The sequence below is a fragment of the Citrobacter sp. S55_ASV_140 genome, from assembly GCF_018919505.1.
In the GTDB taxonomy this organism is placed as follows: Bacteria; Pseudomonadota; Gammaproteobacteria; order Enterobacterales; family Enterobacteriaceae; genus Citrobacter; species Citrobacter werkmanii.
The window spans coordinates 1-13476 of record NZ_JAHLQZ010000108.1 but is presented as its reverse complement, the minus strand read 5'-3'; the positions used below and the strand labels follow the sequence as shown (position 1 = coordinate 13476).

Here is a 13476-nt window from a genome sequence, read left to right as displayed (position 1 = left end):
TAGCGAAACGTCTTGGCGACGATATCTACCAACGTTTTACTGAAGGCCGTACCCAGGAACAGTGGCTCCAGTATCTGTATGCAAAAATGCTGGCTAAAGACCCCGCGCTCCCTTCTTATGACGAGCTGAAGAAAATGGGGATCTATAAACGCAAAGATCCCAACGGACACTTTGTCGCCTACAAAAAATTCCGCGACGATCCGCAGGCCAACCCGCTCAAAACCCCCTCTGGCAAGATTGAAATCTACTCCAGCCGACTGGCGAAAATTGCCACCTCCTGGGAGTTGCAAAAGGATGAGGTGATAAGCCCACTTCCCATTTACGCCTCAACGTTTGAAGGATGGGACGATCCAAAACGCAGTTCATTCCCGCTGCAGTTGTTTGGTTTCCACTACAAATCCCGCACCCACTCCAGCTACGGGAATATTGATGTTCTCCAGGCATCCTGCCGCCAGGAAATATGGATCAACCCCGTCGATGCCCAAGAGCGGGGAATCAGAAACGGCGATATGGTGCGGGTCTTTAACGATCGTGGTGAAGTGCGTATCCCGGCCAAAGTGACGCCGCGGATCCTGCCCGGCGTAAGCGCAATGGGTCAGGGCGCATGGCACGATGCCGATATGGCTGGCGATAAAATTGATCATGGCGCCTGCGTCAATACGCTGACAACCCAGCGCCCTTCACCGCTGGCAAAAGGCAACCCACAGCACACTAACCTGGTCGAGATCGAGAAGGTTTAAGGACTAGCCCATGACAACTCAGTATGGATTTTTTATTGATTCCAGTCGTTGCACCGGGTGCAAAACCTGCGAACTGGCCTGCAAAGACTACAAAGATCTCACGCCTGAGGTGAGCTTTCGACGGATTTATGAATACGCGGGCGGTGACTGGCAGGAGGATAACGGCGTCTGGCATCAGAACGTTTTTGCCTATTACCTCTCCATTTCTTGCAATCACTGCGAAGATCCAGCCTGTACCAAGGTTTGCCCAAGTGGCGCCATGCATAAACGTGAAGATGGTTTTGTCGTGGTGGATGAAGACGTATGCATAGGCTGTCGCTACTGCCACATGGCCTGCCCATACGGCGCGCCGCAGTACAATGCAGCTAAAGGTCATATGACCAAGTGCGATGGCTGTCATGATCGCGTCGCCGACGGCAAAAAGCCTGTCTGCGTCGAGTCCTGTCCGCTACGCGCGCTGGACTTTGGTCCGCTTGATGAGCTGCGCAAAAAACATGGTGAGCTTGCGGCGGTTGCCCCGTTACCGGGCACGCATTTTACCAGGCCGAGTATTGTGATTAAACCCAATGCCAATAGCCGCCCGACCGGGGATACCACGGGTTTTCTGGCTAATCCGAAGGAGGTGTAAAATGGGAAATGGATGGCATGAATGGCCGCTGGTCCTGTTTACGGTGCTGGGTCAATGTGTGGCCGGGGCGCTGATCGTGAGTGGGTATGGCTGGTTAACCACCAAAGACGATGTGGCAAAACAACGTATCGTGCGCAGTATGTTTTTTCTGTGGCTGGTAATAGGCATCGCCTTTCTCGCCTCAATAATGCATTTAGGTTCACCGCTACGCGCGTTTAACTCGCTGAACAGAATCGGCGCATCGGCGCTCAGTAACGAAATCGCCAGCGGTTCGCTATTTTTCGCGGTTGGTGGCCTGTGGTGGCTGGTGGCGTTTCTCGGTAAAATGCCGGCTTTGTTAGGTAAAATCTGGCTGCTGCTCAGCATGTTGCTTGGTCTGGTTTTTGTTCTGGCGATGACTAACGTCTACCAGATAGACACCGTTCCGACCTGGTATAATGGCTATACTACGCTGGCGTTTTTCATGACGATGTTGCTGAGTGGCCCGCTGTTTGCCGCCCTGCTGCTACGCGCTGCGAGCGTGTCGTTTAACGCCGCCAGATTCGCCGGAATCAGCATACTTGCCCTGCTGGTGAGTGTGGCCGTTATCGTTTTGCAGGGCGTATCGCTCAGCGAAATTCACAGTTCGGTACAACACGCCAGCGCTCTGGTTCCCGACTACGCAAGCTTACAGGTCTGGCGCATCGTGATGCTGGCTGCGGGGCTGGGTTGCTGGATATGCCCGCTAATTCGTCGCAAAGAACCGGCTGTCGGCGGACTGGCGCTGGGTTTAATTTTCGTGCTTGCCGGTGAAATTATTGGCCGCGGTTTGTTTTATGGCTTACATATGACAGTCGGAATGGCTGTTGCAGGTTAATACTCGGGTGCGGGGCAACCCGCACTTTTCAGGATTGTTTGCATGACCCATTTTTCACAACGTGACAACTTCTCTACCGCGGCGCGCGTATTGGGTGCGCTGTTCTACTATGCGCCAGACAGTACAGAAGCTTCTGCGCTGGCCAGTGCGCTAAAAACCGATGGCTGGCAGGCGCAGTGGCCGCTTGAACCCACGGCCCTTTCTGCGCTGGCTGAACAACTGCAGACCGAGGCCGATGAGCCGCTACCGCAAGCCTGGCAGCGACTGTTTGTCGGCCCTTACACGCTACCTTCTCCGCCCTGGGGTTCCGTCTGGCTGGATCGTGAAAATGTCTTGTTTGGCGATTCCACGCTGGCATTACGTCAGTGGATGCGTGACAACGGGATCCAGTTTGCCGTGCAGCAAAATGAACCGGAAGATCACTTTGGCGCGCTGCTGTTACTGACGGCCTGGCTTGCTGAAAACGGACGCCACACCGAGTGCGAACAGCTGTTAGCCTGGCATCTGCTACCGTGGTCAACGCGTTTCCTTGACGTGTTTATCGAACATGCGAACCACCCGTTCTACCAGGCTCTGGCAGAACTGGCGCGCCTGACGCTGGCAAAGTGGCGATCGCAATTATTAATTCCAGTAGCCGATAAGCCGTTGTTTCGTTAATGTCGCCACAGGCAGGATGTATCCTGCCTGCATAATACCGTTGCGCACGCTGAGCTTTTGCTTCTGTTGCCAAATAGCCGCAAAATAAAGCCTCTGAATTTCCCTGTCTGGCCACTCATGCACCATTTACATGCTTATCCTGACCTGCGCGCTATGTTTCGCCGCCTGCTGATCGCCGCGCTGATTGGTATCCTTGCCGCGTTGGCCGTCGCAGGCTTTCGCCATGCCATGTTCCTTCTTGAATGGTTGTTCCTGAGTAACGACACGGGCAGTCTGGTCAATGCGGCGACAAATCTTTCTCCGTTAAGACGCATGCTGACGCCCGCGCTGGGCGGTCTGGCAGCTGGCTTACTGCTCTGGGGTTGGCAAAAATTCAACCGTTTACGACCACAGGCTCCCACAGATTACATGGAAGCCCTGCAAACGGACGGTCAATTCGACGTCAGCGCCAGCCTGGTAAAGTCACTGGCATCGTTACTGGTTGTCGCCAGCGGCAGTGCTATCGGGCGTGAAGGTGCCATGATTTTGCTGGCGGCGCTGGCCGCGTCCAGCTTTGCTCAACGTTTCACACCGCGCGCCGAATGGAAATTATGGATCGCCTGTGGAGCGGCAGCAGGTATGGCCGGCGCGTATCATGCCCCGCTGGCGGGCAGTTTATTTATTGCTGAAGTCCTGTTTGGCACGATGATCCTCGCCTCGCTGGGACCGGTGGTGGTATCCGCCGTCGTCGCCTTGCTGACCACCAATGTACTGAGCGACAGCAATGCGTTGCTCTATGCCGTGCACTTCACACGGGAACTGCATGTGATGGAATACGCTATGATTCTCAGCACAGGTCTGGTTGCCGGCGTCTGCGGTCCGTTGTTTATGTGGTTGATGACCGCCAGCCATAACGGTTTTTTGCGCTTAAAACTCTCGCCACCGTGGCAACTGGCGCTTGGCGGGTTGATCGTTGGCCTGTTGTCGCTGCTCACTCCTGCCGTTTGGGGAAATGGCTACAGCGTGGTGCAGTCATATCTGCTCTCGCCACCGCTATTGACCGTGGTTAGCGGGATCTTTATCTGCAAATTACTGGCGGTGCTTGCCAGCAGTGGCTCCGGTGCGCCGGGCGGGGTGTTTACGCCAACGCTGTTTGTCGGTCTGTCTGTCGGCATGCTGCTGGGACGGACGTGGGGATTATGGCTTCCGGGTCCGGATGAAATTGCCATTCTGCTGGGATTAACGGGGATGGCCACGCTACTGGCAGCAACCACGCATGCGCCAATTATGTCTACATTGATGGTTTGTGAAATGACCGGGGAGTATCGCTTGCTCCCCGGATTACTGATCGCCTGCGTGGTGGCGTCAGTGCTGTCGAGAACGTTACGCCAGGACTCTATCTACCGACAGCACGCTGCCAAGCATTGACAGACGGATATACTGTGACAGCTCTCGCTGCTCTGCGCGAGGCAGATACGGCAGTTCGCCGATTAGCGGCGCAGGTAATTTTTTGCTCAGCACGTCAATGATTTCCGCATAATGCGCCAGCCCTGGGTTGATTCGGTTTGCGACCCAGCCCAGCAGCGGCAATCCGTCGCTGGCGATCGCCTGTGCGGTAAGAATGGCATGATTAATACAACCTTCCTGGATACCCACCACCATCAGCACCGGCATTTGTTCCTGTACCACCCATTCAGATAGCGGGCGCAGATCGTTCATCAGACTCCGCCAGCCGCCGGTACCTTCCACGACAACGTGATCGACTTTTTCGCTCAGGCTTGCGAGACCGTTGGAAAGCAAGGTGTAATTGACCGGACCACTATGCGCTACGCTGCTTTCGTCCTCGCTCAGCGCAATCGGGTTGACCGCCTCATACGGCAGTTCGATAGATGAAACACTTTGCAGCACCAGCGCATCTTTGTTGCGCAAACCTTCAGGTGTCTCCTTACTTCCTTTGGCTACCGGTTTGTAGCCCGCGACACTTTTACCCCCTGACGCCAACGCTTGTAGTAATGCGCGGGAAACCACGGTCTTCCCAACAGAAGTGTCTGTACCTGTAATAAAGAAACGCTTCAGCATCACTAACTCCACCGTTATGCTTTGAAAATATAAGTCAGGAAAATAAAACAGTGGAGAAAGTCTAAGGTATGACGACCGGAATCAGCTTGAGATAGCGCAATTTTTCGTACAACAGTTAAAAAATGTTAACCCTGTAATAGACGTATCAACAAAGAACCGTTATACATCGCGTCCTTAACGAGCGCAGCCCCCGCCATGGTTCCCTGGTTGGTAAACTGCGTACTTTCGACCACAATATGCTGACTATACGCCGGGAGCGCCTGCTGACGAATGCTGTCAGCAATGGTGGGAAACAGTATATCCGCCGCTTTGCTGAGCGGAGAACCAATCAATATCTTTTGCGGGTTGAACAAATTCACCATGATGGCAAGGATGCGTCCGACGTGGGTCCCGACGCCGCTAATGATATCTTTTGCCAATAAATCACCCTGCATCGCCGCCAGGCACAGTGCGTCTACCGTTAACGGTTGTCCATGCAGTGAAGAGCTCATTGACTGCTTCAGCCGCACCTGCGCCAGTTCCAGTACGCTGTCGACGCTGGCGATGGTTTCCAGACAACCATGATTACCGCAATAGCAGCGTTTACCGTAAGGATCCACCTGCGTATGACCAATTTCCACCAGGCTACTGCTCCCGGCATGCAGTAAATGACCGTCGGTTATCACCCCTGCGCCGACGTTATGGTCAATAACGACCTGGATGACATCGCGTGCGCCACGTGACGCGCCAAAAAGCGCCTCCGCCATGGTCCAGGCGCTGATATCATGCTGAATATAGACCGGCACGCCGGTATGGTTTTCGAGCGCTTCGCCCAACGGCATCTCTTTGACATCATCGTAAAACGGCATGCGATGTACGATGCCGTTTTCGGTATCGATTATGCCAGGTAGCGTGATGGCGATGGAGGTCAAGCGTTCCAGCTTTTGCTGGTGGCGGATGAAAAACTGATCGACCTGGGTAATGATACGCTCCAGCAGAGGTGTTTCACTGACCAGCGCCATTTCCAGGCAATCCTCAACCACCAGCTTGCTGCTTAGATCGCGCAGCGCCAGAAAAATCTCGCCGCGACTGATGCGAATGGATAAATAATGCCAGGCTTCGGTTTCGACAACCAGCCCCACGGCCGGACGCCCACGACTCCCTGCTTCCTTGATTTCCAGCTCTTGTACCAGGTGGGCTTCAAGCATTTCGCGGACAATTTTGGTAATACTGGCAGGCGCCAATTGTGCCAGGCGAGAGAGATCAATACGCGATACCGGTCCCAGCTGATCAATCAGGCGATAGACCGCGCCCGCATTGGTCTGCTTAATTTGATCGATATGCCCAGGCTGACTATCAGCAACCACCACTTACTCCCTTTATTTTCGCGCTCCGAAATAATCTGCGGGCTATGGTGAAGCACTTCAATGGCTTCCGTCAACTTTTTACTTAGCCTTGTGATTTACTGCACATTTTCACCCATATTTAAACTAAATTAATCGCCTGGACCGCCGCCAGCAGTTGTTCACGAAAACGTTGCGCGGCATGACTTTGCTCATGATGCTTAGGCCAGACTAACCACATTTCGGAGACGGCATCTTCCTCTGCTATCGGGATCCAGCACATTTCATACAGTTGCACCCGTTTAAAGGAAGCGGGCAGGATCGAAACGCCCAACCCCGCGGCCACTAACCCAATGATGGTCATCGCCTCGCCTACCTCCTGAGTAATCGTCGGTTTGAGGTCATAGCGACGCATCAGGCCCAAAATGTCGTCATACAACCCCGTTCCCACATGCGGGTCAAAAAAGACAAATGGCTCATTAGCCAGCTCAGTCAGCGTCACTACGGGCTTTTGCGCCAACGGATGCGCTCGTGGGATCATCGCCATCAGCGGTTCATGCAGAATAACCTCTCGCGCCAGCGTTTCCGGGAGTTGCGTGTTGCGCATAAGCCCCAGATCCAGAGTGCCTTCGTTAAGTGGGGCAATTTGCTCGCGCGTATTCATTTCGCGGGTTTGCATATGCACCACAGGATAGCGCTGGCGAAACAGGGAGAGCGTATCTGACACCGCTTTGATAAACGGCGCTGATGACGTAAAGCCGATACGCAATTCCCCTGCTTCTCCGAGATGCAAACGCTCTGCCCGGGCGGCGGCTTCATTAACCAGGCTAAGGATCTGTCGGCTGTCCGCCAGAAACTGTTTTCCGGCGGCAGTGAGGGCCACGCTACGGTTAGTTCGCGCCAATAACCGGGCGCCAATCTGTTGTTCCAGGATTTGGATCTGCTGGCTTAACGGTGGTTGCGAAATATTCAGCCGCGCTGCCGCCCGACCAAAATGCAACTCTTCCGCAACCGCCACGAAGTAGCGTAAATGACGAAGTTCGATATTCATATTTTTAAAATATTATTTGAGATTATTAATATATTAGACAGAATATTGGGATTTTCATACTCTTAAGGCTGGTCCTGTAGTAGCAAAATATTAAGCAAGGATTCCAAGTGAGTCGTACAACAACGGTCGATACCGCGCCGGCAAGCGATATTGACGAGAGCGTTACCCTGCCGGATGGTTTTATCAAACGCGGTACATCCCCTTTTATGCGCGTTACGCTGGCGCTGTTTTCTGCCGGGCTGGCGACATTTGCCCTGCTCTATTGCGTGCAGCCCATACTGCCGGTGCTCTCGCACGAGTTTGGGGTTTCCCCTGCCAGCAGCAGTATTTCGCTTTCCATCTCTACGGCAATGCTGGCCATCGGTTTACTGTTTACTGGCCCACTTTCCGATGCGATAGGTCGTAAGCCGGTAATGGTTACGGCACTGCTACTCGCCTCCTGCTGTACACTGCTTTCAACAATGATGACCAGCTGGCACGGGATATTAATCATGCGCGCGCTGATCGGTCTGTCGCTGAGCGGCGTGGCGGCGGTGGGGATGACCTATCTGAGTGAGGAAATTCATCCCAGCTTTGTGGCTTTCTCAATGGGCTTGTATATCAGTGGGAACTCAATTGGCGGTATGAGTGGTCGCTTGATCAGCGGCGTATTCACCGACTTTTTCAACTGGCGTATCGCGCTGGCGGCGATCGGCTGTTTTGCCCTCGCCTCCGCGCTGATGTTCTGGAAAATTTTGCCAGAGTCCCGTCATTTCAGGCCCACGTCGCTGCGACCTAAATCATTGTTCATCAATTTCCGTTTACACTGGCGCGACAGAGGGTTACCGCTACTGTTTGCGGAAGGTTTTTTGCTGATGGGGTCGTTTGTCACACTGTTTAATTACATCGGCTATCGCCTGATGCTCTCTCCGTGGGAACTCAGTCAGGCTGTTGTCGGCCTGTTATCCGTGGCATATCTGACCGGGACCTGGAGTTCGCCGAAAGCAGGCTCCATGACTACCCGCTATGGCCGCGGCCCGGTGATGATCGTTTCAACCGGCGTGATGCTTTTTGGGCTATTGATGACCCTGTTTACCTCACTATGGCTGATCTTCGCCGGGATGCTGCTCTTTTCTGCCGGGTTCTTTGCCGCGCACTCTGTGGCAAGTAGTTGGATTGGACCACGAGCAAAACGCGCTAAAGGCCAGGCCTCTTCCCTGTATCTGTTCAGCTATTACCTGGGCTCCAGTATTGCCGGTACGCTGGGCGGTGTGTTCTGGCATAGCTACGGCTGGAACGGCGTGGGCGGATTTATCGCCCTGATGCTGGTGCTGGCGTTGCTGGTCGGTGCGCGTTTGCACCATCGTCTGCACGTTTAATCAAGGATGCCCGGCTTCGGGCATCATTACTTATGAAGACGCTGCCATTTGCAGGACAATAACCGTCCCGTTCATCACGATATGCAGCGTCATCGGCATCAACAGTCCGTTGCTTTTCAGTCTGGCAAGGATTAAAACCTGCGACACAAGAAACAGCATCAGCAGCGTGCGCAGATCCACATACTGGGTATGCATCACGGCAAAAATGATCGATACCACGACTGACGACAGCCAGGTTTTATTATTGAACCAATACTGGAATGCGTTGAATAAACACCCCCTGAAAACAATTTCTTCATAAACTGGCGCAAAAAATATCAGGGTCAGAGTGGATAACCACAGCGCGTAGTTGTTTAAGGATATCTGGCTGGTTACCCACGCTTCGGTTTGTCTGAGACCTATCAACCACGGCAAGATAAGCTGAATAAAAAGCAGGGCCGCAAAAAAAATGCCAAACCACCGGGCATTGAAGCTCCCTTTGCCCAGCCCTTCTCTTTTTCTGAAGAAGAAATAATACAGCGGAACCAATACGATAAATTCCAGCATAAACAACAGCGGGAAGAGTAATCCTTTGGCGAGCAGCTCCTGGCTCGCGGGATAAAACAACGGGGTAAACGTGAGACCAAACATCAGCAAAAACATAGAAAAACAGCCAGCAACGGCTTTGGTCCGGGCGATATACTGGTTGTCGACATCCTGTGACATACAATCTCCTTGCACTTATCGAGTATAAGATGATGAATTATCGATATATGATAAAAATTCTCATTATCACTGACAACCTACCAACATTTACCCTATGTATGGAGAATCCGTCAGCGGCAACCAAAAGCGGAAGCACGCGCCTGCCGTTGAATTAACCAGATTGATATCGCCGCCATGCAGTTCAAGCATTCTTCGCACAATCAGCAATCCCAGACCGCCGCGCTGCTCACGGGGAGTTAACGCGGTTGGGCGCTGAAATAACACTTCGCGTACCCCCATTTCCACGCCTGGGCCGCTGTCCTGCACTTCTGCTACCAGTCGGTCTTCATCACGCCAGATTTTTAGCCATACATCCCCCCCGTCAGGCGTATGGCGGATAGCATTATCCAGCAAATTCGTCACCACCCTTTCCATCATCGATAAATCGGCATTTACCAGCGGTAACGGCCCCATCACATCAAGGTGTAACTGCAAATGGCGTGTGGCAACAGGGAGATCAAACTTCTGCGCCACATCCTGGATCAACTCGCCAATAGCAAAACGTTCGCGCTGAGGTTTTATGCCGCCGTGCTCCAGCCTCGCCAGCTCAAACAGTTGTTGTGACAGATGGCGAACCTTATGCCCCTGGCGCAACGCGATACTAAGATAATGCCTGTTTTCCTCTGGCGTTATCGTGTCGGCTTTCAGCGACAACATTTCCAGATAGCCCAGCAGCGAGGTGAGCGGCGTGCGTAAATCGTGAGATATATTGGCAATAAACTCTCTGCGCTGGCGATCGCTGTCAGCTAACAGATCCCACTGCTGCGCAATTTGCTGTGCCAGCTCTATAAACGCATTGTTCAACAACGCAATTTCATTCCCCGGTGACGGATCGGGCTTTTTCTGCGCCAACTGCTTAATGACGCTAATACTGTCCTGCTCCATTTTGACCACCTGCGCGGTCAACCTTTTTACCGGATGCGTCACCCATCGCCACACCAGCAAGCCCGCAATTCCGCCGGCTAATAAAACCAGAATTAACGTTCCTGCCACCGTGTTCCAGAGCGTTTTCTGCCAGGCGGTATTTGCCAGCATATGCAGATTTTCGCCCTGGAGAATAATGTACAGATAACCATGCAGTTGGCCGTTAAGCATCACTGGCGCCGCACTAAAGACCTTCTGCTGATTGCTGCGCGGATCATCGCCATACACTGGCAAAGCATCCGAATTTAGAAAATCCTGAATCGGCTGCACGGTAATTTTCTGGCGCTGAATATGCCCGGGCGGTGCGGCATCGGCGAGTATGTCACCTGCTGGTGAAACCAGATACAGTTCGACGCTTGGATTGAGCGTCATCAGGTGATTAAACAGTCCTTTTAACGTCTGTCGATTGATCTGCCCGCGGGTATCAATCAGTGACTCACTTTTGACAATCTTGCTCGCCAGTTCCAGCGACAGCCTTTGCACCATGGCGTCGCCATATTTTTGACTATTACGTAGCTGGACAACGCTGACGGCTACCGCGCAAATCAACATAATCGCGGTAAATACCAGGGTCAGCCGCTGGCTTAAAGACAGTCGATAAATCATGACTGATGCTCCGCGTTATTCGCCGCAAGCTTATAACCTCGTCCCCAAACGGTGAGAATAATTTCCGGCTCAGCAGCATCTTTTTCAATCTTGGTCCGCAGACGATTAATATGACTGTTCACCGTATGCTCATACCCTTCGTGCTGGTAGCCCCACACATGATCTAACAGCGCCTGACGCGAAAAAACCTCGCCGGGATGACGAGCGAAAAAATAGAGCAGATCGAACTCACGGGGCGTCAAATCGATTGATTTGCCATGCTGGCGGACTTCTCGGGCTAAGGGATCAATCTCCACGCCATGGACGCTAATGATCCCCGCTTCCAAACGTAGATTCTGACTCATCGCCTCCTGACGGCGAAACAGCGCCTTCACGCGGGCCATCAGTTCCAGTACGGAGAAAGGTTTGGCTAAATAATCATCGGCTCCCATCTCCAGCCCCAGAACGCGGTGAGTTTCACTGGTGCGGGCGCTAATAATGATAACGGGTAAATAGAAACTCATTTGACGAATGCGACGACATATTTCCAGACCATCGACACCCGGCAGCATTAAATCGAGGATAACCGCATCCCAGACATGTTTTTCCAGTTGTTCAAGCGCGCGCGTTCCATCCGCCTCATGGATAATTTCATATCCCTCATCCTTCAGGCTAAGCTGCAAAAGTGAGGCAATATCGCTGTCATCTTCCACCAAAAATATCTTTTTTGCGCCGGCCATCAGTGTCATCCCCTCTCGTTGTACTGAAAGCTTACCTCAGGCAAGGGGCGGAAGTTATCACAAAATTTTTAACTTTTCGTGAGGATCCTGGGATACGCCTGGATCCAGGATGTCGTTACAGAAAGTCAGGCATCAACAGGGAAACATCGCTTTGTTTTCCTTAACATGAAAATAAAAAGGAACAGTTATGCAGAAAAAACGTCCACTTCGGGAAGCTGATGTTACCGCCGAATCAGTTTTTTTTATGCAAAGACGACAGGTCCTCAAAGCGCTTGGAATAGGCGCTGCAGCCGCTTCTCTCTCCTCCCCGACGCAGGCGAATCTACTGAATTGGTTTAAGGGTAACGATCGCGCGCCTGCACCGGCGGGGAAACCGCTCGAGTTCATAAAACCGGATGCCTGGCAAAGCACACTACCCCTGACGCCGGAAGACAAGGTAACGGGCTATAACAATTTCTATGAATTTGGTCTGGATAAGGCCGATCCTGCCGCCAATGCCGGTAGCCTGAAAACCGATCCCTGGACATTAACCATCAGCGGTGAGGTGAACAAACCCTTAACGTTGGATCATGATGCGCTGACCACACGTTTTCCGTTAGAAGAACGTATTTACCGGATGCGTTGCGTTGAAGCGTGGTCGATGGTTGTGCCGTGGATTGGCTTTCCCTTACATAAATTATTGGCGCAGGTTGAACCCACCAGCGACGCCAAATACGTTGCCTTTGAAACACGCTACGCCCCCGATGAAATGCCCGGTCAGAAAGATCGCTTCATTGGTGGTGGGTTGAAATACCCCTATGTTGAAGGTTTGCGTTTGGATGAGGCCATGCACCCTCTTACCCTTCTGACCGTGGGCGTGTATGGCAAAGCATTGCCGCCGCAAAACGGGGCGCCGATACGCCTGACGGTCCCCTGGAAATATGGCTTCAAGGGTATTAAATCGATCGTCAGTATCAAGCTGACACGTGAGCGCCCGCCGACGACCTGGAATATGTCAGCGCCGAACGAATACGGTTTTTACGCCAATGTTAATCCACATGTCGATCATCCCCGGTGGTCTCAGGCGACGGAACGTTTTATCGGTTCCGGCGGGATTCTCAATGTACAACGCCAGCCGACGTTGCTTTTTAACGGTTACGCCAATGAGGTGGCTTCTTTATATCGGGGTATGGATCTACGGGAGAACTTTTAAGTGAGATTAACGGCAAAGCAGATAACCGGCCTGAAAGTGCTACTGCATCTCGCCGGTTTTTTACCCCTGCTATGGCTCTTCTGGGCAGTGCAACAGGGTGCGTTGGGCGCCGATCCCGGGAAAGACATTCAGCATTTTACCGGCATTACTGCGCTAAAATTCTTGCTTGCCACCCTGCTGGTATCGCCGCTCGCACGCTATGCAAAGCAGCCTTTGCTGTTTCGTACCCGACGCTTGTTAGGATTATGGTGCTTTGCCTGGGCCACACTGCATCTGACCAGCTATGCGCTTTTAGAGCTGGGTATACAAAATTTGGGATTGTTGGGGCGAGAGCTGGTTTCACGGCCATGGCTCACGCTGGGCATGACGGGTTGGGTTATCTTACTCCTGCTGACGCTGACCTCCACGCAGGCCGCACAGCGTAAAATGGGCAAACGCTGGCAAACGTTGCACAACTACGTCTACCTGACTGCCATTTTACTCCCGGTTCATTACCTATGGTCGGTCAAAGTGTTGTCACCGTCCCCTATTATCTACGCCTTCTGTTTTATTGTGCTGCTGGTATTTCGCTATAAAAAGTTGTTACGCAAAAGCGGATACAAAGGTGTGTTTATGAAAAGT

14 protein-coding genes are annotated in these 13476 nt (G+C 52.6%); 8 read left to right on the top strand and 6 right to left on the bottom strand.

What is annotated here, in order from left to right:
• The 5 genes from KQJ18_RS15595 to clcB form a co-directional block, all read left to right on the top strand.
• The coding region (locus KQJ18_RS15595; RefSeq protein WP_275945664.1) for a molybdopterin dinucleotide binding domain-containing protein at window positions 1-740 on the top strand (740 nt) is incomplete at its 5' end.
• Window positions 741-750: 10 nt separating this feature from the next.
• Entirely contained in the window at window positions 751-1368 is a 618-nt protein-coding gene (locus KQJ18_RS15590; RefSeq protein WP_216422265.1) for a DMSO/selenate family reductase complex B subunit, read from the top strand.
• A 1-nt stretch (window position 1369) separates the two neighbouring features.
• Complete coding sequence (locus tag KQJ18_RS15585) at window positions 1370-2224, top strand: dimethyl sulfoxide reductase anchor subunit family protein (protein ID WP_216422263.1); 855 nt, start codon at window positions 1370-1372, stop codon at window positions 2222-2224.
• A 42-nt stretch (window positions 2225-2266) separates the two neighbouring features.
• Window positions 2267-2881: a Tat proofreading chaperone DmsD gene (dmsD, locus tag KQJ18_RS15580; RefSeq protein ID WP_216422262.1), complete on the top strand. Its 615-nt coding sequence runs from the start codon at window positions 2267-2269 to the stop codon at window positions 2879-2881.
• 117 nt (window positions 2882-2998) lie between these two features.
• The gene (gene clcB / locus KQJ18_RS15575) at window positions 2999-4288 is read left to right on the top strand and encodes a voltage-gated ClC-type chloride channel ClcB (protein WP_137347252.1); all 1290 of its coding nucleotides are present in this window, start codon (window positions 2999-3001) and stop codon (window positions 4286-4288) included.
• On the opposite strand, the gene bioD is transcribed toward clcB, so the two are convergent.
• The 3 genes from bioD to KQJ18_RS15560 all read right to left on the bottom strand — a co-directional run bounded on the left by bioD (window position 4244) and on the right by KQJ18_RS15560 (window position 7312).
• Window positions 4244-4939: a dethiobiotin synthase gene (gene bioD, locus KQJ18_RS15570; protein WP_121529033.1), complete on the bottom strand. Its 696-nt coding sequence runs from the start codon at window positions 4937-4939 to the stop codon at window positions 4244-4246. The genes clcB and bioD overlap by 45 nt on opposite strands.
• A 125-nt stretch (window positions 4940-5064) precedes the next feature.
• Window positions 5065-6285 (bottom strand): sugar metabolism global transcriptional regulator Mlc, encoded by a 1221-nt coding sequence (gene mlc, locus KQJ18_RS15565; RefSeq protein WP_069324168.1) that lies wholly within the window; start codon window positions 6283-6285, stop codon window positions 5065-5067.
• A 118-nt stretch (window positions 6286-6403) separates the two neighbouring features.
• The gene (locus KQJ18_RS15560; RefSeq protein ID WP_038640495.1) at window positions 6404-7312 is read right to left on the bottom strand and encodes a LysR family transcriptional regulator; all 909 of its coding nucleotides are present in this window, start codon (window positions 7310-7312) and stop codon (window positions 6404-6406) included.
• Window positions 7313-7419: 107 nt separating this feature from the next.
• Between KQJ18_RS15560 and KQJ18_RS15555 the strand changes: the two genes are divergently transcribed.
• Window positions 7420-8670 (top strand): MFS transporter, encoded by a 1251-nt coding sequence (locus KQJ18_RS15555; RefSeq protein WP_038640493.1) that lies wholly within the window; start codon window positions 7420-7422, stop codon window positions 8668-8670.
• 30 nt (window positions 8671-8700) lie between these two features.
• Here the strand turns inward: KQJ18_RS15555 and KQJ18_RS15550 are convergent, their stop codons facing one another.
• The 3 genes from KQJ18_RS15550 to KQJ18_RS15540 form a co-directional block, all read right to left on the bottom strand.
• Window positions 8701-9375 carry a type II CAAX endopeptidase family protein gene (locus KQJ18_RS15550; RefSeq protein WP_216422260.1) on the bottom strand — a complete coding sequence of 225 codons (675 nt, stop codon included), beginning with the start codon at window positions 9373-9375 and terminating at the stop codon, window positions 8701-8703.
• An 87-nt stretch (window positions 9376-9462) separates the two neighbouring features.
• On the bottom strand, window positions 9463-10944 hold the full coding sequence (locus tag KQJ18_RS15545) for a HAMP domain-containing sensor histidine kinase (RefSeq protein ID WP_087856376.1): 1482 nt from the start codon (window positions 10942-10944) through the stop codon (window positions 9463-9465).
• On the bottom strand, window positions 10941-11663 hold the full coding sequence (locus KQJ18_RS15540; protein ID WP_069324171.1) for a response regulator transcription factor: 723 nt from the start codon (window positions 11661-11663) through the stop codon (window positions 10941-10943). The genes KQJ18_RS15545 and KQJ18_RS15540 overlap by 4 nt, the downstream gene beginning before the upstream one ends.
• 187 nt (window positions 11664-11850) lie before the next feature.
• Here KQJ18_RS15540 and msrP point away from each other — a divergent pair, with 187 nt between their 5' ends.
• Window positions 11851-12855: a protein-methionine-sulfoxide reductase catalytic subunit MsrP gene (gene msrP / locus KQJ18_RS15535; RefSeq protein WP_087856375.1), complete on the top strand. Its 1005-nt coding sequence runs from the start codon at window positions 11851-11853 to the stop codon at window positions 12853-12855.
• Window positions 12856-13476: protein-methionine-sulfoxide reductase heme-binding subunit MsrQ (gene msrQ, locus KQJ18_RS15530; RefSeq protein WP_216422258.1), on the top strand; the 621-nt coding region annotated here is incomplete at its 3' end. It lies immediately after the preceding gene.